21 protein-coding genes are annotated in these 23,976 nt (G+C 68.0%); 9 read left to right on the top strand and 12 right to left on the bottom strand.

What is annotated here, in order from left to right; genetic code table 11:
- From ACWESM_RS30715 to ACWESM_RS30705, 3 genes are all read right to left on the bottom strand, one after another.
- Nucleotides 1-1,580: amino acid adenylation domain-containing protein (locus ACWESM_RS30715; protein WP_397276684.1), on the bottom strand; the 1,580-nt coding region annotated here is incomplete at its 3' end.
- 608 nt (nucleotides 1,581-2,188) lie between these two features.
- The gene (locus ACWESM_RS30710; protein ID WP_452494757.1) at nucleotides 2,189-2,923 is read right to left on the bottom strand and encodes a cache domain-containing protein; all 735 of its coding nucleotides are present in this window, start codon (nucleotides 2,921-2,923) and stop codon (nucleotides 2,189-2,191) included.
- Between the two features lie 3 nt (nucleotides 2,924-2,926).
- Entirely contained in the window at nucleotides 2,927-3,844 is a 918-nt protein-coding gene (locus ACWESM_RS30705; protein WP_452494755.1) for a FadR/GntR family transcriptional regulator, read from the bottom strand.
- Between the two features lie 299 nt (nucleotides 3,845-4,143).
- Here ACWESM_RS30705 and ACWESM_RS30700 point away from each other — a divergent pair, with 299 nt between their 5' ends.
- The 8 genes from ACWESM_RS30700 (at nucleotide 4,144) to ACWESM_RS30665 (ending at nucleotide 10,727) form a co-directional block, all read left to right on the top strand.
- Entirely contained in the window at nucleotides 4,144-4,410 is a 267-nt protein-coding gene (locus ACWESM_RS30700; RefSeq protein ID WP_355079431.1) for a hypothetical protein, read from the top strand.
- 352 nt (nucleotides 4,411-4,762) lie between these two features.
- The gene (locus tag ACWESM_RS30695; RefSeq protein ID WP_355079429.1) at nucleotides 4,763-5,326 is read left to right on the top strand and encodes a hypothetical protein; all 564 of its coding nucleotides are present in this window, start codon (nucleotides 4,763-4,765) and stop codon (nucleotides 5,324-5,326) included.
- Nucleotides 5,323-5,973 (top strand): hypothetical protein, encoded by a 651-nt coding sequence (locus ACWESM_RS30690; RefSeq protein WP_452494752.1) that lies wholly within the window; start codon nucleotides 5,323-5,325, stop codon nucleotides 5,971-5,973. Before ACWESM_RS30695 ends, ACWESM_RS30690 begins: the two co-directional genes overlap by 4 nt.
- Before the next feature lie 16 nt (nucleotides 5,974-5,989).
- Entirely contained in the window at nucleotides 5,990-6,865 is an 876-nt protein-coding gene (locus ACWESM_RS30685) for a lysophospholipid acyltransferase family protein (protein WP_452494750.1), read from the top strand.
- A gap of 76 nt (nucleotides 6,866-6,941) precedes the next feature.
- Nucleotides 6,942-8,816, top strand: a complete 1,875-nt coding sequence (locus ACWESM_RS30680) for a hypothetical protein (RefSeq protein ID WP_452494759.1) — start codon at nucleotides 6,942-6,944, stop codon at nucleotides 8,814-8,816.
- Nucleotides 8,813-9,007, top strand: coding sequence for a hypothetical protein (locus ACWESM_RS30675; RefSeq protein WP_452494748.1), 195 nt, complete (start codon nucleotides 8,813-8,815; stop codon nucleotides 9,005-9,007). The genes ACWESM_RS30680 and ACWESM_RS30675 overlap by 4 nt, the downstream gene beginning before the upstream one ends.
- On the top strand, nucleotides 9,007-9,393 hold the full coding sequence (locus tag ACWESM_RS30670) for a hypothetical protein (RefSeq protein WP_379255946.1): 387 nt from the start codon (nucleotides 9,007-9,009) through the stop codon (nucleotides 9,391-9,393). The genes ACWESM_RS30675 and ACWESM_RS30670 overlap by 1 nt, the downstream gene beginning before the upstream one ends.
- The gene (locus tag ACWESM_RS30665; RefSeq protein WP_397276674.1) at nucleotides 9,390-10,727 is read left to right on the top strand and encodes a hypothetical protein; all 1,338 of its coding nucleotides are present in this window, start codon (nucleotides 9,390-9,392) and stop codon (nucleotides 10,725-10,727) included. Before ACWESM_RS30670 ends, ACWESM_RS30665 begins: the two co-directional genes overlap by 4 nt.
- Here the strand turns inward: ACWESM_RS30665 and ACWESM_RS30660 are convergent.
- From ACWESM_RS30660 to ACWESM_RS30625, 8 genes are all read right to left on the bottom strand, one after another.
- Nucleotides 10,706-11,983, bottom strand: coding sequence for a methyltransferase (locus ACWESM_RS30660; protein WP_452494745.1), 1,278 nt, complete (start codon nucleotides 11,981-11,983; stop codon nucleotides 10,706-10,708). The genes ACWESM_RS30665 and ACWESM_RS30660 overlap by 22 nt on opposite strands.
- A gap of 50 nt (nucleotides 11,984-12,033) precedes the next feature.
- Nucleotides 12,034-13,797, bottom strand: coding sequence for a GAF domain-containing protein (locus ACWESM_RS30655; protein WP_452494743.1), 1,764 nt, complete (start codon nucleotides 13,795-13,797; stop codon nucleotides 12,034-12,036).
- A 69-nt stretch (nucleotides 13,798-13,866) separates the two neighbouring features.
- Complete coding sequence (locus ACWESM_RS30650) at nucleotides 13,867-14,523, bottom strand: response regulator transcription factor (protein WP_355079413.1); 657 nt, start codon at nucleotides 14,521-14,523, stop codon at nucleotides 13,867-13,869.
- A gap of 183 nt (nucleotides 14,524-14,706) precedes the next feature.
- Nucleotides 14,707-15,363 (bottom strand): DUF2267 domain-containing protein, encoded by a 657-nt coding sequence (locus ACWESM_RS30645; RefSeq protein WP_355079411.1) that lies wholly within the window; start codon nucleotides 15,361-15,363, stop codon nucleotides 14,707-14,709.
- Nucleotides 15,364-15,513: 150 nt separating this feature from the next.
- The gene (locus ACWESM_RS30640; protein ID WP_364435377.1) at nucleotides 15,514-16,398 is read right to left on the bottom strand and encodes a DUF302 domain-containing protein; all 885 of its coding nucleotides are present in this window, start codon (nucleotides 16,396-16,398) and stop codon (nucleotides 15,514-15,516) included.
- A gap of 59 nt (nucleotides 16,399-16,457) precedes the next feature.
- Entirely contained in the window at nucleotides 16,458-17,465 is a 1,008-nt protein-coding gene (locus ACWESM_RS30635) for an Acg family FMN-binding oxidoreductase (protein ID WP_452494740.1), read from the bottom strand.
- Between the two features lie 121 nt (nucleotides 17,466-17,586).
- Nucleotides 17,587-17,796 carry a hypothetical protein gene (locus ACWESM_RS30630; RefSeq protein ID WP_364435381.1) on the bottom strand — a complete coding sequence of 70 codons (210 nt, stop codon included), beginning with the start codon at nucleotides 17,794-17,796 and terminating at the stop codon, nucleotides 17,587-17,589.
- Nucleotides 17,797-17,941: 145 nt separating this feature from the next.
- The gene (locus tag ACWESM_RS30625) at nucleotides 17,942-18,937 is read right to left on the bottom strand and encodes an Acg family FMN-binding oxidoreductase (protein ID WP_356968497.1); all 996 of its coding nucleotides are present in this window, start codon (nucleotides 18,935-18,937) and stop codon (nucleotides 17,942-17,944) included.
- A gap of 141 nt (nucleotides 18,938-19,078) precedes the next feature.
- Here ACWESM_RS30625 and otsB point away from each other — a divergent pair, with 141 nt between their 5' ends.
- On the top strand, nucleotides 19,079-23,059 hold the full coding sequence (gene otsB / locus ACWESM_RS30620; RefSeq protein ID WP_452494738.1) for a trehalose-phosphatase: 3,981 nt from the start codon (nucleotides 19,079-19,081) through the stop codon (nucleotides 23,057-23,059).
- A gap of 3 nt (nucleotides 23,060-23,062) precedes the next feature.
- Here the strand turns inward: otsB and ACWESM_RS30615 are convergent, their stop codons facing one another.
- Nucleotides 23,063-23,689 (bottom strand): flavodoxin domain-containing protein, encoded by a 627-nt coding sequence (locus ACWESM_RS30615; protein ID WP_452494736.1) that lies wholly within the window; start codon nucleotides 23,687-23,689, stop codon nucleotides 23,063-23,065.
- Nucleotides 23,690-23,976 lie beyond the last annotated feature (287 nt).

Genomic DNA, 23,976 nt, shown 5'->3' with positions numbered 1-23,976 from the left:
GGCAACGCCGCCCGATCCAACTTCCCCACCGGCGTCAACGGAATCTCGTCCAACACCACAATCGACGCCGGAATCATGTACCCCGGCAACGACTCGGAGATGAAGTCCAGCAGCGCCGTGGTGTCGAACTCGGCCCCGATGCCCACCGCGTCCGCCTCGGGAAGCACGTAGGACACCAACATGGTCGTGCCGTTCTGCTGCCGCTTGCCCAACGTCACCGCGAACTCGACATCCGGATGGCGGCTCAGCGCGTCATCGATCTCGCCGAGTTCGACGCGGAAACCACGGACCTTCACTTGGAAATCGGAACGTCCCAGTACCTCGATGCCGCCCCCGCCGAGTCGGCGGGCCAAGTCGCCGGTGCGGTACATGCGCGATCCCGGATTGCCCGCCTCGCCGCCGAACGGGTTGGCCACGAAGCGCGCCGCGGTGAGACCGCGCCGGTTGAGGTAGCCCTCCGCGAGCGCGGGGCCGGACAGATACAGCTCGCCGATCACTCCGGCCGGGGCCGGGCGCAAGCGGGAATCGAGCACGAACAGACCGAAGCCCGGTATCGCGCCGCCGATGGTGATGGTCTCGCCGGGAACCAGCGGCGCACTGCTGGTCGCGATGACCGTGGCTTCGGTGGGGCCGTAGCCGTTGATCATCGCGCGGCCGTTCCCGCTCCACCGGCTGACCAGGTGCGGACCGAACCGATCGCCGATGACCATCACGACGCGCAGGTCCGCGAGCCCCTCAGGATCGACCGATTCCAGTGCGCCCGGCGTGATCAGCATGTGCGTGACGCGTTCGCGCCTCAGCACATCGGCGAGTTCGAATCCGCCGAATACGGTCGGCGGCGCGATCACCAGGGTGGACCCGGTGGCGAAGGCGAGCAGCAATTCCAGTACCGACACGTCGAAGTTCGGCGAGCAGATGTGCATCACCCGCGAGCCCTCGGTGACGTCGTAGCGCTCCCGTTCGGACGCCACCATCGCGCCCAATCCGGAGTGGGTGACCACGACTCCCTTGGGCCGACCGGTCGAACCCGAGGTGAAGATGACGTAGGCGGGATGCTGTTCGGTCAGCGGTCGCACCCGATCGGCGTACGAGACCGGGTGCGCGGGCCGCCGTTCGATCCGTTCCCGGTCTTGCGGGTCGTCGAGTTCGATCCACGGGACCGACGTGCCCAGCGCTTCGCGGTACGCGGAAGTGGTCAAGCCCAGCGCCGCTCCGGAATCGGACACCATGTAGGCGATCCGCTCCGGCGGGTAGGTGGGATCGATCGGCACATACGCGGCGCCTGTCTTGGCGATGGCCCACACCGACAGCACCGACTCGATCGAGCGCCGAATGCCGATCGCCACCACGTCGCCGGGCCCCAATCCCCGGTCGATCAACTCCCGCGCCAGCCGCGACGAGGATTCGTCGAGCTCTCGGTAGGTAAGTTGGGTGGTATCGGCGGGATCGCCGGTCGGACTGAACCGGATCGCCACCGTGTCGGCGGCGGACTCGACCGCGGCTGTGAGCAGTTGCCCGAAGAGCAGACTGCCGGAACGGCGACGGCGGTTTCCACGCGCAGAACGGCGGTCCATCTTCATTTCCGTGCTTTCTCCTTCAGGTGGTGCCGGCACTCGCGGCCGCACACCAACGATCCAACCCACAACCTCGCTACTTGCTCGCACTGGTGTCGCAGACAGCCCGGGAGCTCTCTCGCGAGAAGGCCCGGACTGTTCGGCCCCGTCGGGACAGTACACAGCCGGTAACCCGCTTACGGCACGGCATACGGCGGCGCCGGCGAATTATGCTGTGTTTCACACCTTTCACTGATCAAGTGTGCCAATGCGGCACCGACCCAGACGATGATTCCGGTCGACTTCTTCCGTGGCTAATGCGGCTCCGCCGCGAAGGTTCCGCCCGAAATTCCCAGATGGCAAGCCCGACAGGCGATCACGGCGATAGTTCGGGTTGCGTCTACAACGGTTGCCGTTCCGTGATGGTCGCCTCCTGCTCGAATGGCGTGGCGTGCGCGGTCGACAGTGGTGCGAGGAGTGTGGCCGGCGCAAGGAGGCCCGCGGTGATCGCCTTCATGGGGACGAGTATTCGGCGAACCCCTCCGTGCCGCACGACCCCATTCATCGGGGCGCACCGCGTGCCATCCGGCTCGTGGCGGGCGCCCCGCAGCGCTGTCGCGTCGCGTCGCGTCGCGTCAGTGTGAGTCCAGCGGCTGCAACGACCACGACGTGGCCTCGATCGGCATCGCCGCGGCGGATCGGGCCATGCGGCTGATCTTGGATCCGGTGGTGAATTCGGGATCGGTGCCCATGATGACGCGCCCCTCGCTGTTGACCAGCACCACCCGCTGACCGAATGCCCGGAATCGCGGAAGCAGGACTGCCTCGATCGAAGCGACCGGAACATCGGCACCGGCGATTCCGAGGAAGGCTCCCGAATCGATCGTCACCGGAATTGCGAAGGTGCAGACGTACTGATCGGTACACGCGTAATCGACGGTCGGCCCGTACGCCCAGCGCCGACCCTGGTCGCGCGGAATCGTGAACCAGTCCATGGCCGTGTAGTCGTAGAAGTACTCATTGTGCGGATTCAATTCCAGCACAAGACGTTGCGGTCCGCGGTCGGTGTCGAGGAACCACCACTCCAGGAATCGGGGGCGATCCGCGAGAACGCAGTCGGCCATCACTACGCCCGCGCTTTCGAGCAGTTTTCCATGCCGCTCGAGCTCGCCGACGATGGTGTCGAGCAGCGGTGCGAGGTCGGTCGATCGGGGCGGGCGCTGCAGCTTCTCGGTCGACCTCGCCCACAGTGCCGCCAATTCGGCCCCGATGATGCCCAGCGATTCGTAGACCTCCTCGGCCAGTTCTGTGACGGCGTGGACGAGCGATTCGACGGTCACCGGGGTGGAAGAACTATCGGTATCCCTCATCGATCAACTGAGCTCCAAACGTAGGGCGACGAGGCGGCGGATGCGTGATTCGATTTGTGATTCTGCCAGTTCTCTCGCCCGGGCGTCGTCTTCTCTTTCGATCGCGTCCACCAAATCGCGATGCACGGTGGCTTCGGCGGTGGGGTCGAGTTTCAGTCGGGGTAACCAGAGCAGGGCGGAGAGTTCGGCTTGTAGCGCGACCTGGGCGCGGGTCAAACGGGTGGATTGCGCGCACACCGCCATTTCGATATGGAAGCGGCTGTCGGCCCGGCGGGCCGATATGGGCTCGCTGCTGTCCTTCAGCCGGTCGGCCAGGGATCGCAGCCGCGCGATATCGGCTCGCAACCCGCGGCGTGCGGCGAACACGGCGGCGGCTCCGGTGACGGCGAAGTGTTCGTCCCCCAGATCGCGCAATTCTTGGATGCTCATCTCCTGCAAGCGCACCAGTGAGCTGCTCTCGAGGATCTCCGCCGCACCGCGGATGAAGCTGCCGCCGCCGCGTCCGCGCTTGGTCTGCACGATTCCCTGCTGGCGGAGCACGGCCAGTGCCTCGCGCAGGGTCATCGTCGACACCCCGAGCTGACCGGCGAGGTCGGTCTCGCTCGGCAACTGCTGGCCGTCGACCATCAGGCCGAGGCTGATGGCGGCACAGAGTCGCTGCACCACGGCCTCGGTCTTCGGGCCGCCGCCCTCGAGGGGGGCCAGCACGGCGCCGAGAGCGGTCAATCCGGCGCTCTCCTGCTTGGACAACGCGACTCCTCGGTGGGGGATGTAACTCGATCCTAGCCAACGAACACTTGAACTATGAACTCTAGAGTTAGAGGTACGCGGTGCGACTGAGTGATCCCGCCCCGGTCCGCCGCCTATCGCGGTCCCCTGACGCTGTGGGCTCCGACTTCGCCCCGGAGGTCTCGGTCGCATACCGGCCTGGCAGTGAACTTAACGCAATCATTACCTGCCACGCGTTGAACTATGAAATCTAATGTCTTAGGTTCAGACGGGTGGAACTGCCTTTCTGGGCACCGGGACGCGGCGGCGTCACGATCGAAACAGGATTTCCCCATGTTCGAAACGAACCAGAACAGCCATGACGTGCACTACGGTCACTTCACCGCGACCGTGCCGAGTCGACGGCCCGGCAGGTGGCGCGGAGGGGTATACGGCCGGGGGCGCGGATCGGCGCAAGTGCGAGCCGAGCGTACGACGCCAGGGTTCCGACGATGAGTGACATACGCCATACCGAAGTCGACGGTGTATGCGTGACGTGGCGTTTCGTTCACCACCACCTGATCGCGATCGTCGCCGTGGACAAGGCATCGGATGCTTCTCCGTTGGTCGCGTTCGGCCCCGGCAACTACCCTGACCTCGCGCAGGCACGAGAACTTCTTCCGGAGCTGACGCGGCTCTGGGACGCGGTGCGCCGCGAATTCTGGGACAAACTCATCCCGCCACTGCCCGTGGTGACCAGGCAACGGGCTTGGGCGTGAGCCGGTTACCTCGGTGAATGCACCGCCTGGACCTGCTCACCATCGCTGTCGCTGAAAGCCGCTCGTTTCGCCCTCAGCGGCGGCCGCGCGGCTTCGTATACGCGCGGACCGGGTCTCGGTCCCGCGTGATGGCCCCGTCCACGCGCCGCCGGGCCCGAACACTTCTTCCTGAAGCTGCGCACCTTGCTGTGGCGCCCCGGTCTCGGCGCCGAGCTCGGCGAGGAACAGGTCGCCGCCGCGAACGAGTTCTGGTTCGCTGACTTCACCACGTCGAAGCCTCGTGGCGAACATATGTTTGGGACCACGGTCAGGAGGCATTACCCCAGCGGACAAGCTCGACAAGGAGGTTCAGATGTCGGCTGGAGTATGGGTAATCATCGTCGTCATCGCCATTGTCGTCGTCGCGGCCGTTGTCGCGCTCCTGGTGTGGCCGATGCTGCGCAGACAGCGACTACGCCGCAGATTCGGCCCGGAATACGACCGGACGGTACAGGAGCACGAGGATCGCAAGACCGCGGAGCGGGAACTCGCAGAGCGCGAGCGCAGGCACGCGCAACTGCGGCTACGCGACCTGTCGGACGACGAGAAGCGGGTCTATTCCACCCGCTGGGTAGAGGTGCAGGAGCGATTCATCGATGACCCCGCCGGGGCGTTGACCGAAGCCGACCGCCTCGTCACCACGATCATGTCCGAACGCGGCTACCCCACGGAGAACTACGAGCAGCAGGTGGCTGATCTGTCCGTGGAGCATGCCGAGCCGCTGGGCCACTATCGCGCCGCGCACGACATCGCGACCCGCCCCGCAGGTACGGCGGTATCCACGGAAGACCGGCGCACAGCCATCGTGCACTACCGGGAAGTGTTCGAAGATCTGATCGGCGTGGGCGGCGAAGGCAAGAAGGACGTGAAAGCATGAGCACCGAATCCGAGCGTCGCCCCTATCGCGATGGGGCGGAAGAGAATTCACCGACAGCGGGTGAGCGGCGGGTCGAGTCGCAGTACGAAGGAACCGAGCAGGCGGACCGTGGTCGGCAGGCCGAACCGGCGGGCGAAACGGCAGCGGTGCGGCGCGATCCCGGGCAGACCGAGGCGTCCCGCGGGATCGGCGAGGCCGAGTCCGCGCAGACCACCGGTACGGCGCCCGAATCGAACACGCCCGCGGCCCACGGATCGGAGCCGGCCCGCGCGGATGCCTCGCGACGGGATGTGATCGACAGCGAGTGGAGCGACACCGGCACGACTGGGCAAACCGCCGCCCACGGTGCGCCGACGGCCGAAACCGCGGCGGGCGGGCCTGCGCCGCTGTTGCCCGATGCCGATCTCGATCGCCTGCGCACCCAGTGGCGGGAAGTGCAGGTTACCTTCGTCGACAACCCCAAAGACGCGGTCGCTCGCGCGGACGAGCTGCTCGGCGATACCATCCACCAGCTGACCACCACCTATGACCAGCGCAAACGCGAACTGGACGAGCGGCTCGGCGACACGTCCGACACCGAGGGGCTGCGGCAGGCGTTGCGTGGGTACCGGGCGTTCTTCGACCAGTTGCTCTCGATCGGCGGCTAGCCGGAAGCCGTTGGTCATGAAGGTCTTCCGATTGGCCGGCGGGACGGTCGACCGGGCGACGGACTGGGTCGCCCGGCAGGTGAAGGCGCGAGTGCCCACCGCCGACCCCGCCGATCGCGACCCGGAGTTCATCGCCGACACCGTCGATCTGGGCTGGCTTCTCGTGCGCCTCTACTTCCGGGCGGAGGTGCGCGGCTTGGAGCGGGTTCCGGAAGAGGGGCCGGTCTTACTGGTCGGCAACCATTCCGGCGGGAACGTATCGCCGGAAGTCTTGGTGACCACGCTCGCCTTCGTCCGGCGTTTCGGACCGCAGCGGCCCTTCTTCCAGCTCGCCCACGACATGGTGATGGCCTACCCGGTGATCGGCTCGTTGCTGCGCCGCTTCGGAACGGTCAACGCCGACCCGGGTAATGCCGAGCGAGTGCTGCGCGACGGCGCGGCGGTGCTGGTCTACCCCGGCGGTGACTGGGAGGTGCACCGTCCGACGTGGGAGGAGGACCGGATCGACTTCGCCGGTCGCACCGGATTTCTCCGCCTCGCTTGGAACGAGCGGGTTCCGATCGTGCCGGTGGTGAACATCGGTGCGCAGCAGACTCAGTTGGTGCTCACCCGCGGTGATCGGATCGCGCGCCTGCTGCGGCTGGATCGGATGCTGCGGCTGAAGGTGTTCCCGATCTCGATCGCGCTGCCGTGGGGACTCGACCTCGGTGATCTCGCTGGGCATCTGCCGTTGCCCAGCAAGATCACCGTCGAGTTCCTCGACCCGATCGATCTTCGCGACGTGCTGGGGCCCGAACTGGATCTGGACGAGGCCTACCGGCACGTCACCGGAATCATGCAAGGGGCGCTGACCAGGCTGGACGAAGAGCGCGACCTGCCGATCGTCGGCTGACCCGAAACGGCGGCGCGATTACGGCCGCTGTCCGCCACTTTCATGATACCGTTAGTAACATATACTCGCTCGTGTGATGGAGGTCACCATGCGCGACGCCGCGCATGCACGGATCGAATGGTTCGCCGCTCCCGGCACCGAGGGCGGGGGAGCGGCGCTGGACCAGGTGGCGATCATGACCGGCGCCGCCGGACTGGTCGCGGTCGTTCTGCTGTGGATCGGGTATCTCCACCGAACCCGCCGGATCACCTGGTTACAACGCGTCGCCGACCGTCTCGGGCGGCTGCTCAACCGCCCCGGATGGGTCGCCCTTCCGCTGGCGATGTTCCTCGCGACGATCCTCACCGCGTTGCTGGGCTTCATCTGGGATGTCAGCCTGCACGTCGGCAACGGCCGGGACAACGGGCCACTGGCGAATCCGGCGCACTATTTCATCCTGGCGGGATTGTTCTTCCTGTTCACTGCCGGGATGTCGGCGATCGTGCTGCCCCTGGACGAGAAGCCCGGCGCCGCAGCGGTGCGGATCACCCGCACCTGGTACGCGCCCGTCGGCGGCATCCTCATCGCGGGCGCCGGTCTCTACGCCTTGATCGGCTTTCCCCTCGACGACATCTGGCATCGGATCTTCGGGCAAGATGTCACGCTCTGGGGGCCGACGCATCTGATGCTCATCGGCGGCGCCGGGTTGTCACTGATCGGTGTGTTGCTGCTCGAGTTCGAAGGCAGGCACAGCAAACCGGAGCCCGACCGCGCCGACGGCAGGCTGATGTGGCTGCTGCGGTCCTTCGCCTTCGGTGGCTTGCTCATCGGATTGTCGGTATTCCAGGTGGAATTCGACTTCGGGGTGCAGCAATTCCGGCTCGTTCTGCAGCCGATGCTCATCGCCGCCGCGGCCGCGGTGTCCCTCGTCGCCGCCCGTGCGAGCCTGGGGCCGTTCAGCACACTGGTGGTAGTCGGCTTCGCCGCCCTGGTCCGCACCGTGGTGGCCGTGCTGGTGGGCGGACCGATCATGGATGCCCCGCGCAATGTCTTCCCGCTGTATCTCGGCTGCGCGGTCGTGGTGGAACTGCTCGCGCTGCTACCGCTCATCCGGCGGCCGATCTGGTGGGGCGCGCTGTGCGGACTCGGGATCGCGACAGTCGGCCTGTGGCTCGAATCCCTCTGGGTTCGGGCGGTGTACGTCAATCCGTGGCCTGCCGCCATGTGGCCGGAACTGCTGGCGATGGCCGTGCCCACCGGTATCGCGGGTGGTGTCGTCGGCGCACTGCTGGCGATGACGCTGCGCGGCGAACCGCTGCCACGCCCGCCGGTGCGGCGCGGATTGATGGTCGCCGCGGTCGTGATCGTGGCGGCTGCCACCGCCAATGGGCTGCTCATCGACGTGCCGGAGCAGGCCACCGCCACGGTCGCGCTGCGTGACGTCGAATCAGGTTCAGGCGGCAGGATGGTGCTGGCGGACGTCCGCGTCACGCCCGCCGATCTGGTCGGCTCCGACCCCGAATGGATGCAGATCCTGTCCTGGCAAGGTGGCATCGGCAGTGACAGTCCCGGCCGCGGCCTGGTCGTCGACCACCTGCGACGAGTGGGTCCAGGGCACTACGTCTCCACCGAACCCGTCCCGGCTCATGGGTCGTGGAAAACAGTTCTGCGGCTGCAGGACGGGCGCGTCCTGACCGCCGCGCCGATCTTCATGGCCGCCGACCCCGGCATCGGCGTCGACGAGGTTCCCGCGCTCGCGTCGTTCAACCGCCCGTTCATCGCCGAGATCACGGTGCTGCAGCGGGAGCGCTCGTTCGATTACCCGTCCTGGTTGTTCGGCGCGGCATCGCTGGTCGTCCTGGTGTGCAGCCTCGTCCTCGTCGGCGCGCTGTCCTGGGGCGCGGCGCGGATCAACGACCGGTATCCGCACACGAGCCGGACGGCCGTGGCGGAACCGGCGGTTTCGCGATGACCGGGGGCGCCGACAGCGTGGACGTGTTGGCCCATCACTCGCTGCTGCTCGCGATACCGGCCTTCCTGCCCGCCCTGGCCGTGGTCGCCGTCGTCGTGTTCGTCGCCGTGCGAGACCGCCGCGCCGAGGCGCGTGATCGCACATCTGGCTCGCCGTCCGAGCACGGCGCGGACGCGGAGAAGGAGCGGTGATGGCATCTGTGTGGCGGTGGGGGGCGCTCGTGCTGCTGAGCGGTCTGGTCGTGAGCGGCTGTGCCTCCTCCGATCCCGACACCGCCTCGTCGGCGAGCGGGACGGCTGGAGACTCGGAGAGTCTCGTCGTCGCGGTCCGGATCGCGGCGGGGTCGGTGAGCCCGGCCGATGTCCGCCTCGAGACCCGGGTGGGACGACCGATCGAGGTGGTGGTCGACAGCGACGCCGACGACGAACTGCACGTACACGGCACGCCGCAGCACACGTTCGCGATCACCCCGGGGGCTGGACAGCGGTTCCGCTTCACCGTGGATGTGCCGGGCCGGGTGGAGATCGAACTGCATCACGCGCGGCGAACGGTGGCGACATTGCTCGTTCGCGGATGACGGTTCTCGCGCACGGCATCGGCGGCGCCACGGATCTGCCGATCCCACTGTCGTACGCGCTTGTCGGAGCGGCCTGGGCCTTGACGTTCTCGTTCGCGGTGCTGGTGCTCGCCTGGCGCGAACCGCGGCTGGACCCGCGATCACCGGGAATCGCGCTTCCCTCGGTGGTCGGTGCGATCCTGGACTCCAGGGCGGTCCGGGTCGTGATTTCGGGAGCGAGCGTGGCCGTCACTCTCGTGGTCGTCGCGATCGGTGTCTTCGGAAGTTCGGATCCGGCGCGCAATCCCGTGCCCGGTGTCGTCTACATCTACCTCTGGGTCGGTGTCATGGTCGCCTCACTGGTCGCAGGACCCGTGTGGAAGATCTTGTCGCCGGTGCGCGCCGTGCACCGCGCCCTGTGCCTGATGCGGCGCCGTCCACCCGCCCAGGGATTGATGCGTTATCCCGGTTCTTGGGGGCAGTGGCCCGCGGTGCTGGGCCTGTTCTCCTTCGTGTGGATGGAACTGGCCTACCCGGAACCGGGTTCGGTGGCCGCCGTGACCACCTGGCTCGTGGCGTATCTCGTCGTGAACACGGCCGGACTGATCATGTGCGGCACCGTCTGGGCCGAGCGTGCCGATCCGCTGGAGGTGTACAGCAGTCTGCTGGGCAGGCTGAGCCCGTTGGGGCGTCGCGATACCGGTGAACTCGTGCTGCGATCGCCGTTGAACAATCTGGCGGGAACTCCGGTCCGGGTGGCCGCGGTGGCCGTGGCCGCCACCCTGCTGGGCTCGACGGCGTTCGACAGCTTCAGCACCTTCCCTTCCTGGCGTGGTCTGCTGGCCGACGCCGGTGGCGGCGGATACGAGTTCCTGCCGACCGTGCTGAAGACGGTGGGGCTGCTGGGTTTCATCGTGGTCGTCGGCGGCCTGTTCTGTACCGCCGCGAGGGCGACCGGAGGCCTGCCCGAAGCCGAGCGGAAACTGCTGCCGGCTCGCCTCGCGTACAGTCTGTCCCCGATCGTCGCGGGTTATCTCGTCGCCCACTACCTCACCTTCTTGGTCGAGAAGGGCCAGGCGACGGTGCTCTTGTTCGCGGATCCGTTCGGACGAGGATGGAACCTGGCCGGACTGGCCGACCGCGACGTCGCCTACCTCTTGTCCACACATCCCGCGGTGCTGGGGACGATCAAGGTGCTGGCCGTGGTGATCGGACATATTCTCGGCGTCGCCGCCGCGCACGACCGCTGCCTGCGACTGCTGCCGCGGGCCCATCGGGTGACGGGTCAACTGGCTTTGATGCTGACCATGGTCGGTTTCACCTTCACCGGTCTCTACTTGCTGTTCGAGTCCTGAGGCACATCCGAATCTCCCACCGCGACAAGCATTTCGCGCAACGTCTTTTTGGAAGGCTCGCCGCCGCGGTGTCCGCGACGATCGCCGCGGAACTGGGCGTGCGGGCCACCGTCGACGAGTTGGCTCGTATCCTTGCGCGCACACTCATCGGCGCGACGGACGCGCTCACCCGGAAGATGCCCGAATTCGCGAATCCTGGGGGCCGCGTACCCCGGCGCCACCGCCGGGCAGATGGGTGAACGCGGATCGGCGAGGTGTAACTCGATGATCGAGCGGGAACCGGCCGGAATGACCGAGCCGACCCGTAGACCGGCCGACTCGGCGATCTCACGCAGCCTGCCGAGGGGGCGTTCCCGGCCGCGGACGTAGCACAGCATCCGCAGGTCGCCTTCGGTATCGGGTGCGCCACCGTCGGCATCGCCGATGTGGTCGAGCACGAGCACCTTCCCGTGCTCCGGAACCGCGTCGGCGCAGCGTCGCAAGATGCGAACGGCGGCCTCGTCGTCCCAGTCGTGCAGGACACCCGAGAGCAGATAGCCGCCCGCTCCGGCGGGAAGGGGATCGAAAAAGCTGCCGACCTGCGCGTCGGCCCGGTGGTCGAGGCCTGCCGAGCGAATGGCCTGCTGTGCACGAGCGACCGGGCCTGCCAAGTCGAGCACCGTCCCGCGCAGGTTGCCATGGGCGCGAAGAAGGGCGACGAGCAAGCTGGCGTCGCCTCCACCCACATCGACGAGGTGACCGAGCGCGCCCCATGAGTAGGCGTCGGCCACCGCCGGGGCATCCGCCGTCAACCGGGAGCCCATCAGAGCGTCGAACGACGCTCCCAGCGCGGGATCGGCGGACAGATCTTCCCAGAACGTCCGGCCGAACTGACGTGGAAAGGCGGGCTCACCGGTGCGAACGGTGTGCAACAGCTGGACGAAGCACAGATCGGCGCGCCCGACGGCGCCCTCCAGATCGATCCAGCGCCGCACCCCTTCCGGATGATCGTCCCGCAGGCGCTCACCCAACGACGTCAGCCCATAGCCGCCGGTACTTCCACGAGACAGCACACCGGCGGTCACCAGGTGGTCCAGCAGACGCCCCAGCGCGTCCCGGTCCGCGTCCACCGCGGCGGCCAGCGCCTCGCTCGTCCGCCTGCCCGCGGCGACGTGGTCGGCCAGCCGCAGCGTCGCGGCCACGCGGATGGCCATCGGCGTCACCAGGTCGGCGGCGGCCCACAGCGCCCCGCCCCATTCGATCGGCTCCTCGGCCATAACCCTCCTCGCTCGTCGGCTCCGGGTCGCCGATCACATGGCTCCGGCGGTCAGCGCAGCGGCACCTGCCAGCACAACCGCGTGCCCGCGGTACGCCCGTCCGGTTCGGTACCGGCCGTGACCGTGAAGGTCCCGGCCGCTTCCTCGGCGCGCCGGGCCAGATTCGTCAGACCGCTCGGGGCGACGTCGGTGGGCACCCCGCAGCCGTCGTCCTCGACGACGATGATCAGGTCGTCGGCCACGGTGATCTCGACCGAGACGGTGTCGGCTCCGGAGTGCCGTACGGCGTTGCTGACCGCTTCGCGCACAACGGCTTCGGCGTGATCGGCCAGTTCGGGATCGATGACCGAGAGTGGCCCGCTGATGCGCACGGACGTGCGGATGCCGCTGGGCGCGGTCTGCTGGCGGATGGCTTCCTCGATGCGTTGGCGCACCCGCGCGCTGTCGCCGCCGTGCAGGTCGAAGATCGAGGTGCGGATTTCTTGGACGACGTCTTGCAGGTCGTTGATCGCCTCGGTGATCCGCTCGCGCACTTCGGGCACGCGGGTTCGGGGGACGGTGCCCTGCAGGCTCAGCCCGACGGCGAACAGCCGCTGGATGACGTGGTCGTGCAGGTCGCGGGCGATGCGGTCGCGGTCGGAGAGGATGTCCAGTTCCCGCATGCGCCGTTGCGCGTCGGCCAGTTGCATCGCCAGCGCGGCCTGGTCGGTGAAGGCGGAGGTCAGTTCGAGGATCTCGTTGTTGTAGGGCGCCGATTCCACCGCCCGCAGCGCGACCAGCACGCCCACCGTGGAATCGGAGGTCTGCATGGGCAGCACGAGCGCGGGCCCGGCGTCGGGGAAGATCTTGCCGAGATCCGCGCGGCGAGCGTCGTCCACCCGCTGGGGAGAACGCTGTCGGAAGGCCTGACCGATGGTGGTGTCTCCCAACGGCAGCTTGATCAGCCGCTGGTCGTGCGTGGCGCCGGCGGTATGTGTGATCAGAAGTTCGGTGATCTCTTCGGGTGGCCCCTCGGAGTCCGGGACGACCGCGAGATAGGTCCGTTCGGAGCCGGTGAGCCGATGCGTGGCTTCGACGAGGTGGGTGAGGACCTGGCCGGGGGCGGTGCCTGCGAGGAATTCGGTGGTGATGTCGCGGGTGGCTTCGATCCAGGCTTGGCGGGTGCGGGCGGATTCGTAGAGGTGGGCGTTGTCGATGGCGATTCCGGCCGCGGCGGCCAGGGCTCGCACGATGACTTCGTCGTCTTCGGTGAAGGGTTGGCCGCCTGCTTTCTCCGTGAGATAGAGGTTGCCGAATACTTCGTCGCGGATGCGGACGGGCACGCCGAGGAAGGTGCGCATCGGCGGGTGATGGGCGGGGAATCCTACCGAGGAGGGGTGGTCGGCCAGGTTGTCGAGCCGGATCGGTTTGGGCTGGCTGAACAGTAGTCCGAGCACGCCGTGGCCTTGGGGGAGGTCGCCGATCAACTCGCGGGTCGGTTCGTCGATGCCCTCGTAGATGAATTGGGTGAGTTGCTGGTCGTGGCCGCGGACGCCGAGCGCGCCGTAGCGTGCATCGACCAGCGAGATAGCGGTGTGCACGATGGTGCGCAAGGTGCGATTGAGGTCGAGGCCGGAGGTGACGGTGAGCATGGCCTCGACCAAGCCGTCCATGCGGTCCCGGGCATCGATGATCTGCTCGATGCGATCCTTGACCTCGCCGAGCAGTTCGCGCAGCCGCAGTTGGGAAAGCGTGTCCCGCACGGAGTAGGGGTCGGCCGACGCGTAATCAGTCGTATGCGTCCCTGAAACGCCGTCAGCGCGGCTTCTCGCCATGGCTCAAGAATATTTCACCCGGTTCCGGAAATGAACGCCACCGACGAGTGGATATGGACACGCCACCGGTCAGGAGTCGATGGTGGAGCCGGACGGCCGGGACCGGAGTTTGGAGGCGTAGACCGCGGCCTGGGTGCGCCGTTCCAGGCCGAGTTTGGCGAGCAGGCGGGATACGTAGTTCTTCACCGTCTTCTCGGCGAGGAACATGCGCTGAGCGATCTGGCGGTTGGTCAGTCCTTCACCGAGGAGGTCGAGCAGTTTGCGTTCCTGATCGGTGAGTCCGGCCAGGGGGCCGTCGTGGTGGGTGTTGGCGCGTAGTCGTTGCATCAAGGCGGCGGCGGCGCGGTTGTCGAGCAGGGAGCGGCCCGCGCCGACTTCCTTGATGGCTTTGGCCAGCTCCATGCCCTTGATGTCCTTGACGACGTAGCCGCTGGCTCCGGCCAGGATCGCGTCCAGCATCGCCTGTTCGTCGGTGAACGAGGTCAGGATCAAGCAGCGCAGATCGTCGAGCTTGGACAGCAGGTCACGGCAGAGTTCGATCCCGTTGCCATCGGGCAGGCGCACGTCGAGAACGGCGACGTCCGGCCGGAGTGCGGGAATGCGGGCGAGGGCCTGGGCGACGTCGCCTGCTTCGCCGATCACGGTGAGTTCCGGGTCGTCGGAAAGCAGGTCGGCGAGGCCGCGGCGGACGATCTCATGGTCGTCGACCAGAAACACCGTGATCATCGAGTGTCCAATCCGGGAGCGGGGGTGGGGTCGACACTACGCATCGGGCAGGCCGCTCGGTACGGGCCAAAAGTCCCTTCCTGCGTGGCGACGGGACTCGCCGCGCAGGCATGTCATTCGCGGTGCGACGCACCGCGCTGGGAAGTATTCGGTAGGGCCGGTCGTGGAGATGCCCGGCAGCGATCAGGTCGGCGCCTCCGAGCGGGTGAGGCCTTCGGCGATCAGGATCCGGTGGGCTTGCTGCGCGGCGGAGACCTGCGCGCTGTCGGGCGGTTCGCCGCCGGAAAGACCTTCCAGGCTGCGGGCGAGCACCGCCACCGCGTCGGTGAGTGCACGTAGCCGGCCGTCCAACTCGTCGAGACGAGACGATTCCGGTCGCGTGACCGGAGTGGCGTCCTGCTGCAAGGTGCCCGCGAGGTCGGCTCCGCGCAGGACGGCCCGCAGATCTTCGGGCAACAGCGCGAACACGTGATCGAGCTGGCCGGGCGAGAACAGATCGGCCAGCGCGTCGGTCACCGCACCCGCGAGAGCGTAGGCCTCGTCTCGGGAGACGCCTGCTTCCAATGCGAACTGATCGAGGAAGGAGGGCACGTCGTGCGGGAAAGGAACGTGTGCGGGCACCCAGCCCTCGTAGAAGATCCCGCGCAGCAGTTCGGGCAGCTGGGCGCTCAGGTGCGCGGCCGCGTTGACACCGATGCGGTCACGCACCGTGTGCAGCCAGGCGCGCAGTGCGCGGTGCGCGAATGCCCGGTCTTCGGTGGCGAGTTCGTCGGTCAGAGTGCGCAGCCACTCGTGCGCGGTGTGCACCGCGGGTGCGAGGGGGTCGCGGTGGTAGCTCATGACGTGTGCCTTTCACGGATGAAATCGTGGTCGTCGAGGTGCGATATCCACGAGACTGCTCGTCCGAGCCGGGACCGGTGAGAGGACTCCTACCCGCACTGACGGGACCATGGTCACCCCGGATGCCGGATCGCCGTGGACGCGACGTGATCACGTCCGCGCGGGCGACGAATCGCGGAGGATCGCCAATGCGGCGGCGAGCCGCCGCCGCAGCTCGCCCGCGACGGACCGCAGCCCCGGCTGCGCGGTGACGCAGACCAGCAGTTCCGGATCGGCGACCTCGACCTGTGTGCCGGTGTCGGTCGAGCGCACCACGAGACCGCACGAGAACATCGCCCCGGCGTGGCGGTCGGCCGACAGCGCCCGGTAGGTCAGCTGGGGGTCGCAGACGCCCAGCAGCAGATAGTTCTCGATCTGTTCGCCGATCGTCTCGCGCAGCGTGGCCTGTAGGTCGACTTCGGCGATCACCGCCAGTTCCGCACCGCGCAAGGCATCCCTGGTCCTGCGCACCGCCTCCTCGAAAGGGGCGTCGAGGTGCACCGCCACGGTGGCGGCGGGAGCAACCGGCAACCGGATCTCGGTGAGCAGACGCCGGGCGTCGGTGACCTCGTCCGGGCCGATGAGGTAGGCCTCGGTGGGGGGACCGATCGGCCGGTAGCCGCTGTCGCGCAGCCATTCCTGGAGCGCCTGATACGCGGCGGCGAGGTCGCGGTAGCTGCCGCGGTGGCAGGTGCGAGCGACGAGAGTTCCCGGCAGGACGACCACTTGCGCGCCGGAGCTGGGCCCGAGGTTGGGTGCGGGCTCCACCGCGACGCCGAATTCCACCGCGGCCGCTTCGCCTTCGAGTGTGTCGTCGCGGAAGGTGATCGTCGGCGCGCCGCTGGCGACCAAACCGGCCTGCCGCACGACGCGGGTCACTTCCCGCATTCCCTCCGCGATGTCCTCGCCGAGCAAACCTGGGTCGGGACGAAGCCTGCGTGCCATCCGCAGCACCGTTTCCGGTGCGGACTCGACCAGGGCGATCCGGTATTCCACCGCGTCCTCCTCGATTCGTCGTGCCGTGGGCGCGGGCCGCCCTTCGGGTGTCGGTGGGCTCAGCGGGAACCGGTGACGGTGAAGACGTCGGTGACCGGGCGCCGGGGAGTCGGCGGGACCATGTCGGCGTCGTCGGGCGCGGTGCCGACACGGAGCACCACCTGAGGTGTCGCCGGACGGGGAACCAGGCCGGCGAGCAGTCCCCGGGTCGTCGGCAGTTCGGTGACATGGGTGAGCGCGCAGGTCGCCAGACCCGCGGCGGTGCATTCCAGCAGCACGGCCGACAGCGCCTCGCCGGTGCGCAACCAGCGTGTCACCGAATCCCCGTCGGTGCCGAGCAGAACCAGCCGCGCGCGATCGTCGAGCCGGGCCCGTCGCATCGAACGCGGCGCCGGGGGGAACGCGCGCCCGACACCGACCCGGGCGAATTCCGCGTCGGACACCAGCGCGGAGGCCGGCACGCCTTCGAGCGTCTCCGAATGCCCGGCCCACCATTCCAATTCGGTCTGATACAGCAAGTCCTGGCGGCGCAGCGCACCGATCTGTTCCGAAGCGGCGGCGAGCCGAGGCCGGGCGCTGTCGTCCAAGACGTCGAGTTCCACCTCGTGCGGGGAGGTGAGCATCCGCAGCCGGGGCAGCAGGCCTGCGAAGCCCTGCGGTTCGAGCATCGGCAGCCGGTCGGTGCGGCGCCGGTCGATGACGCGTGCTCGGGTGTGGATCCCCTCCGGCGGGTCGGTCCACGGCCGGAATTCGATCACGGCGAGATGGTCGGGTCGCTGCCGATCCGGCACGCGCACCGTGTCGGTGTGCCAGCCTTGGTCGGCGAAGGCGGTTCGCGCGTGATGCAGGACGGCTCCGCAGCTGATCACCAGCTGGCGGCCGTGCGGGTCGGTCGAGGGCAGCAGCCGGTCGGCGTCGGTGTAGAGGTGCAGGCGGGTTCCGTCGAACACCCACCGCCACGGCTGGGTGTTGTGCACCGACGGCGCCCGGGTGGCCAGCCGCAACGCAGCCAGCATCACCCGATGCTCGGGTACCGAAATGGCGGGTGCTTCGTCGTTCGCGGTCATGGTTCGAGTCTTCGCGGGATCGTCCGGACCGGATACGGGCGTTCCGCCCGCGACGCAGGGTCCTTGGTCACCGTCGCCCGCCGGGCCGGTGCGAGGCCGCCGTGACCTTCCGCGCGGCGTTCTACTTCTCGATGTCCGCCACACCGGCACGCAGGACCGTCACGCCCCACCACAACAGCCGCAGCGCGAGACCGGCGTAGATCAACACCGCCAGATACACCAGGTCCGCGCCGTAGTCGCGCGCCCAATTGGGCAGCAACAGGACGAGCGCCACGAGCATCCCGATCAGCATGATCGAAGCGAGCACCACCGCGGGAACCGCCAGCGGCACCGAGTCCGGGTCCGGAGTTCCGTCGGATGGACGTGGAGGTATACGACGGGGTGACATAGCACACAGCCTGCTCGGGGGGCGGGTGCGAGGGGAGGGTACTGCTGCCCGTAGAGCGGGGGCTAACGTCCCGGATATCGATGTGGCCTCAGTCCACCTCGCCCTGTGGACCGGACATCTCGAGGATCTCCGAGAGTGGACGGCGCGGCGTCAGTGGAGCGTCCTGCGCGGATTCGGGTGCCGAGCCGACCCGGACCAGCACCTGCGGCAAGCCGAAACCGCCGGTCAGCGTGCGGACCAGCGCGCGGCTCTGCGGGACTTCGGTCAGGTGGGTCAGCGGACAGGTCGCGTACCCCGCGAGGGTGCACTCCAGCAGCACCGTGGACAGCACCTCACCGCAGTGCACCACGTCGTCGGGGGTGTCGCTGTCGGTGGAGAGGACCAGGATCACCGAATGGTCGTCGGCGACCTCACCGCGCCGGTCACCGGAGACGGTGGGGAACTTGCGGCCCACGCTCACCCGCTGCCGTTCCTGCTCGGAGATCAGCGACTCCTTGGGGACACCGGCGTCGGCGACGACGTGCCCCGTCCACCATTGCAATTCGGCGTGGTAATCCGGGTCGTAGCGGCGCAGCGACGCGGTCATCTCCGAGGCGCGGGCCAACGTGGGGCGGCTGTCGTCGTGCAGGACGTTCAGCGTGGCGTCGGCGGGATCGAACGTGCTGCGCAGCACGGTTTCGAAATCGGGCCATCCGGGCGGCGCCGCGAACGGCAGCCGGTCGGTGTGCCTGCGCAGGATGGCGTCGGCGCGGGCGCGGTCGGCGTCGGTCACGAAATGCGCCCGATGAAACGTGATGGTGGCGAGATGATTGCGACGATTCGGGTTGGGGAAATGGGCGACGAGGGTGCGCCAACCGGCAGCGGACATGGCCGCGCGGAGATGGCCCAGCGCGACACCGCAGCTGATCAGCATCTGACGACCGGCGGTGTCGGTCGCCGGGAGGCGGCGTTCGGGTACCGCGAACAGCCGCAGCGCTTGGCCGTCGAACGTCCAGTGCCAGGGCTGGCTGTTGTGCAGCGACGGCGCCCGGCCGGCGAGGAGGACGGCCTTCTCGATGGTTTCTCCGGTGGGTAGCTCGTTCATATGGCCGACGGTAGGTCTCCCACGCCGATGGGAAAACAGTCGTTGGTCCCGGATCTCGTCGCTGGTGGCCCCCACGTCAGGCGGTTGTTGCGGACTTTCGTCCCTGGACGGGACACCGGCGACTCGGTCAGGCTGGAAGTCGTGGGCAACGGTGTGCGGGCGACGCCGCGGATCGATTCGCGCCGCCACGACGCGGTGATCTTCGACATGGACGGGGTGGTGACCGACAGCGCGTCGATGCACGCCGCGGCGTGGACGGAATTGTTCGACGACTTCCTCACCCGGCGTCCCGCCGGTGCCGGACAGGACCGGTCGCCGTTCACCGAAACCGATTACCTCCGCTTCGTCGACGGCAAGCCACGCTATCGAGGCGTCGCGGACTTCCTCGCGGCGCGAGGTATCGCGTTGCCCTGGGGCACCGCCGCCGATCCGGAGACGGCCGAAACCGTATGTGGGCTCGGAAACCGCAAGGATCACCTGTTCCGCGAGCGCGTCGCACGTGACGGTGTCCGGGTGTTCCCGTCGACCGTCGACCTCGTTCGTCGTCTGACGGCCGCGGGCATCGGCACGGGCATCTTCTCCGCCAGCCGGCATTGCGCGCAGGTGCTCACGGCCGCCGGTGTCGCGGACCTGTTCACGGTGCGGGTGGACGGGAACGATGCCGAGGAATTGGGCCTGGCGGGGAAGCCCGATCCGGCGATGTTGCTCGAGGCCGCGCGCCGACTCGGGGCCGGACCGGACCGGACGGTTGTGGTCGAGGATGCCGAGGCGGGCGTCGCCGCCGGTCGCAGTGGGGGCTTCGCGCTTGTCATCGGTGTCGATCGGCGGGCGAACGCGGATGGGCTGCTGGCCCGGGGAGCCGACGTCGTCGTCGATGACCTCGCTCGGGTGCGGTTGCGCGGGGGCTTCCGGCGGATGTCGGAGCTGCCGGACGTCGAGGAGGGCTGGCCGCGGATAGCCGACCGTCTGAGCACCGCGAAAGTCGCGGTGCTGCTCGACTTCGACGGCACCGTCGCGGATATCGTCCCCGATCCGAATGCCGCCGAACCGGTCGCGGGCGTGGCGGCCGCATTGCGGAAGCTGGCAGCGGAATGCCCCGTCGCGGTCGTCAGCGGACGCGATCTCGCCGATTTGCGTGCCCGCGTCGGCGTCGGCGGAATCTGGTACGCGGGCAGTCACGGCTTCGATCTGGTGGCCCCGGACGGCGCCGGGCACGTGCACGATGCCGCACCCGGCGCCGAGGATGCGCTCGCCGCGGCGGCCGGTGAACTTCGGCGTCGCCTGCGGGATGTTCCCGGAATCCTGGTGGAGCACAAGCGGTTCGCGGTCGCCGTTCACTACCGCAACGTCACGGCGGAACACGTCGGGGGAGTGGTCGCCGCGGTGCACGAGGCAGGGCACACGGCGGGATTGCGCGTCACCCACGGCAGGCGTGTCGCCGAGCTGCGCCCGGATGTGGACTGGGACAAGGGCGCCGCGGTGCGGTGGATTCTCGACCATCTCACCGTCCCGGTGCTGCCGGTCTATCTCGGCGACGATCTGACCGACGAGGACGCGTTCGATGCCGTCGAAGCGGATGGGCTCGCCATCGTGGTGCGCCACGGGGAGACCGGCGACAGGCACACCGCCGCCCGGTACGCGATCGACGGGCCGCATCGGGTCCGCGACTTCCTCGATCGGCTGGCCCGCAGGCTGCGACCCGATACCGTCGCGGCCGCGCCGGAGTCGTGGACACTCGACTTCGATGGATACGACCCGGCCCGAGAGAAGCTTCGGGAGTCACTGTGCACGGTCGGCAACGGTTATTTCGCCACCCGCGGTGCGGCGCCGGAATGCGGGGCGGGAGCGGTCCACTACCCGGGTACGTATGTGGGCGGGGTGTACAACCGGCTCTCCGACACGATAACCGGCCACGTGGTCGACAACGAAAGTCTGGTCAATCTGCCGAATTGGCTCCCGCTGACCTTCCGGATCGAACGCGGCCCCTGGTTCGACATCGATACCGCGGATTTGCTGGATTACCGGCAGCAGCTGGATCTGCGCCGCGCCGAACTCGTGCGGCGGTTCCGTTTTCGCGATCCGTCGGGTCGGATCACCGCGGTGACGCAACGCCGGTTCGCCGCCATGCATCGTCCGCACTCGGGCGCGATGGCGACGACGATCACCGCCGAGAACTGGTCGGGCGAACTGACCATCCGCTCGGCGATCGATGGATCCGTTCGCAATCAGTTGGTGCAGCGGTATTGGGACCTGTCCGACACCCATCTGGTGACCGAACACGCCGTACACCTGTCCGCGAGATCGGTGCTGCTCTCGGCGCGGACCCGCGCCTCGAGAACGCCGGTGGCCGTCGCGACGCGCAGCGGTCTGCGACGCGGCGGGGAGCCCATCGACCCGGCATGCGAAGCGATCCACGAGGACGGCCTGATCGGGCACGATTTCACGCTGCCGGTCACCAGCGGGGACGCGGTGACCGTGGAGAAGGTCGTCGCCGTGTTCACCGGACGTGACCCGGCCACGGCGGGACCCGACGAGGAAGCCGCGCGCTGGGTCGACGCGGTCGACAGCTACGCGGATCTGTTCGAGGGACACGCGGTGGCGTGGGAGCATCTGTGGGCGCGGCTGCGGATCGACCTGGACGGTGCCCAGGACGCGACGCGCATCGTGCGCCTGCACCTGTTGCACCTGATGCAGACCTTGTCACCGAACACCACGAACATGGATGTGGGCGTGCCCGCGCGCGGCCTGCACGGTGAGGCCTATCGCGGTCATGTGTTCTGGGACGAGCTGTTCGTCTTTCCCGTGCTGAATCCGCGGTTTCCCGAGCTGACCCGTTCTCTGCTGCGGTACCGCTATCGCCGTCTGACCGAGGCCAGGCGAGCGGCTGCGGAAGCGGGACTCGCCGGGGCGATGTTCCCGTGGCAGTCCGGCAGTGACGGCCGTGAAGAAAGCCAGCGGATGCATCTGAATCCACTGTCGAGACGCTGGAATCCGGATCCGAGCCGCCGTGCGCACCACATCGGGATCGCGATCGCCTACAACGTCTGGCAGTACTACCAGGCCACCGGCGACCTGGAGTTCCTCGTCGGATGCGGCGCGGAATTGCTGGTGGAGATCGCTCGTTTCTGGTCGAGCCTGGCGCGCTACGACGCCGAGCGCGACCGCTACACCATCCGTGGCGTGATCGGCCCGGACGAGTTCCATTCCGGCTATCCGGACGCGCCGGAGGCCGGTATCGACAACAACGCCTACACCAATGTGATGGCGGCCTGGGTGATCCTGCGGGCGATCGACGCGCTCGCTCTGCTGGCACCGCGCGAACGATCGGAGCTGCTGGAGAAGCTGTCGGTGCGACCGTCGGAATCGGAGCACTGGTCCGTTGTCGCTCGGCGAATGTACGTCCCGTTCCACGACGGAGTCATCAGCCAGTTCGAGGGATACGAGCGACTGGCCGAACTCGATTGGGATCACTACCGTCGTCGATACGGCAACATCCAGCGGCTGGACCGGCTACTCGAGGCCGAGGGCGACGACGTCAACCGCTATCGGGCCGCCAAACAAGCCGATGTCCTGATGCTGTTCTATCTACTGTCGGCCGACGAACTCCGGGAACTGCTGGGACATCTCGGATACGAACTGCCCGCCGAGATGATTCCGCGGACCATCGACTACTACCTGTCGCGCACGTCGCACGGCTCAACGCTCAGCGCGCTGGTGCATTCGTGGGTGCTGGCGCGGGCCAACCGGGAGCGCGTCGTGGAGTTCTTCGATCTGGTGCTCGGCTCCGACGTCGCCGATATCCAGGGCGGAACCACCGCGGAGGGGATTCATCTCGCCGCGATGGCGGGCAGCGTCGATCTGCTGCAACGGTGTTTCACCGGTATGGAACTGCGCCGCGACCGCCTGGTGTTCTGCCCGTATTGGCCGGAGTCCTTGGGCGCCCTGTCGTTTCCGATGATCTATCGCGGCCATCGGCTGACCGTGCGCGTCAGCGGCGATGGCGTCGAGATCGGCTCGGATCCCGGCGCGTCGCCGCCGATCGAGGTCACCTGCCGGGACCAGACCGCGCGGCTCGAGGCGGGAGCGACGGTCCGGCTGCCGATGAACTCGGTGAGCGAGTGATGATCACCGGCTCTTCCGCCGGTGCGGCGGCACCGCTCGCCCGCGGTCGTCAGCCGGAGCTGCCCATTGGTCGAGTCGTTGATCTCGTGCGTCGTTCCGGTGCCGGCAATCCGGGTGCGAGATCCGGTCCAGTTCGGTGTGGGCGATGCGCGCGGCCCAGGCACGGGCGCGTTCCAGCTCTCCTGGCCCGAGCGGGCCGGTCGAGTCTTCGAGGAGGAAATCCATCGGGTCGTCGGCGAGGGAATAGCCCAAACGTCGTAGTCGTTTTCCGATGCCGCGTGCGGTCGATCCGGACAGCCACGACTGACCGGCCGGTTTGGTGGCGAACGCGATGGCAGTGTGGCCCCGCGGAACGGGCAGTGCCGCTTCGAGCCACTCCCGGACACCGATGTCGGCGATCGGCGCATCGGTTCGCTTGGCGGCGTCGCGGCGGGTACGCCGACGGCTGAGCCGGAAGGTGCGGGTCGGTCCGCCGACCACGAGCAGATGCACCTTCGGAGCGAGCACTTCGGCGGCCGCGGCCACCGGCACGACTTCGACGTCGGCGTGCTCGCGCAGCCCTTCCGCGATGGCTTCCGCGACCGCCGCGGTGTTGCCGAACATCGATTCGTAGACGACTCGTGCGCGCATGGCTGGCTCCTCCGCACCGCGCCTCGCCGAACGCGGGTACCACGGACGCTATGCGGCGTGAAAGACCGCGCACAGAGTCGAACCGACACTTGCCGAGGGACCTTGGCCCCGTCCTCGGCGTGTGATCGGGCGGGTTCGGAGACCGCGGATCAGAAACCGACGTGAGCTGGCTGCTCGATTGGGCGAAGAAATACTGGTGGAGTTTCCTGGGCCGGGATATGAGCCTCAATCATGAGCTCGCTGCCGGCCGCCCTCATCGATCGCGTCAGGAGATGACCGAGGTACAC

This window comes from Nocardia sp. NPDC003999 (genome assembly GCF_053604885.1).
This window is presented reverse-complemented; position numbering and strand designations above follow the sequence as displayed.

Coding starts and splice junctions, on each gene's coding strand:
- ACWESM_RS30710 (WP_452494757.1), bottom strand. CDS start 2,923: ATGAGGGATACCGATAGTTCTTCCACCCCGGTGACCGTCGAATCGCTC.
- ACWESM_RS30705 (WP_452494755.1), bottom strand. CDS start 3,844: ATGCGACCGAGACCTCCGGGGCGAAGTCGGAGCCCACAGCGTCAGGGG.
- ACWESM_RS30700 (WP_355079431.1), top strand. CDS start 4,144: ATGAGTGACATACGCCATACCGAAGTCGACGGTGTATGCGTGACGTGG.
- ACWESM_RS30695 (WP_355079429.1), top strand. CDS start 4,763: ATGTCGGCTGGAGTATGGGTAATCATCGTCGTCATCGCCATTGTCGTC.
- ACWESM_RS30690 (WP_452494752.1), top strand. CDS start 5,323: ATGAGCACCGAATCCGAGCGTCGCCCCTATCGCGATGGGGCGGAAGAG.
- ACWESM_RS30685 (WP_452494750.1), top strand. CDS start 5,990: ATGAAGGTCTTCCGATTGGCCGGCGGGACGGTCGACCGGGCGACGGAC.
- ACWESM_RS30680 (WP_452494759.1), top strand. CDS start 6,942: ATGGAGGTCACCATGCGCGACGCCGCGCATGCACGGATCGAATGGTTC.
- ACWESM_RS30675 (WP_452494748.1), top strand. CDS start 8,813: ATGACCGGGGGCGCCGACAGCGTGGACGTGTTGGCCCATCACTCGCTG.
- ACWESM_RS30670 (WP_379255946.1), top strand. CDS start 9,007: ATGGCATCTGTGTGGCGGTGGGGGGCGCTCGTGCTGCTGAGCGGTCTG.
- ACWESM_RS30665 (WP_397276674.1), top strand. CDS start 9,390: ATGACGGTTCTCGCGCACGGCATCGGCGGCGCCACGGATCTGCCGATC.
- ACWESM_RS30660 (WP_452494745.1), bottom strand. CDS start 11,983: ATGGCCGAGGAGCCGATCGAATGGGGCGGGGCGCTGTGGGCCGCCGCC.
- ACWESM_RS30655 (WP_452494743.1), bottom strand. CDS start 13,797: ATGGCGAGAAGCCGCGCTGACGGCGTTTCAGGGACGCATACGACTGAT.
- ACWESM_RS30650 (WP_355079413.1), bottom strand. CDS start 14,523: ATGATCACGGTGTTTCTGGTCGACGACCATGAGATCGTCCGCCGCGGC.
- ACWESM_RS30645 (WP_355079411.1), bottom strand. CDS start 15,363: ATGAGCTACCACCGCGACCCCCTCGCACCCGCGGTGCACACCGCGCAC.
- ACWESM_RS30635 (WP_452494740.1), bottom strand. CDS start 17,465: ATGACCGCGAACGACGAAGCACCCGCCATTTCGGTACCCGAGCATCGG.
- ACWESM_RS30625 (WP_356968497.1), bottom strand. CDS start 18,937: ATGAACGAGCTACCCACCGGAGAAACCATCGAGAAGGCCGTCCTCCTC.
- ACWESM_RS30615 (WP_452494736.1), bottom strand. CDS start 23,689: ATGCGCGCACGAGTCGTCTACGAATCGATGTTCGGCAACACCGCGGCG.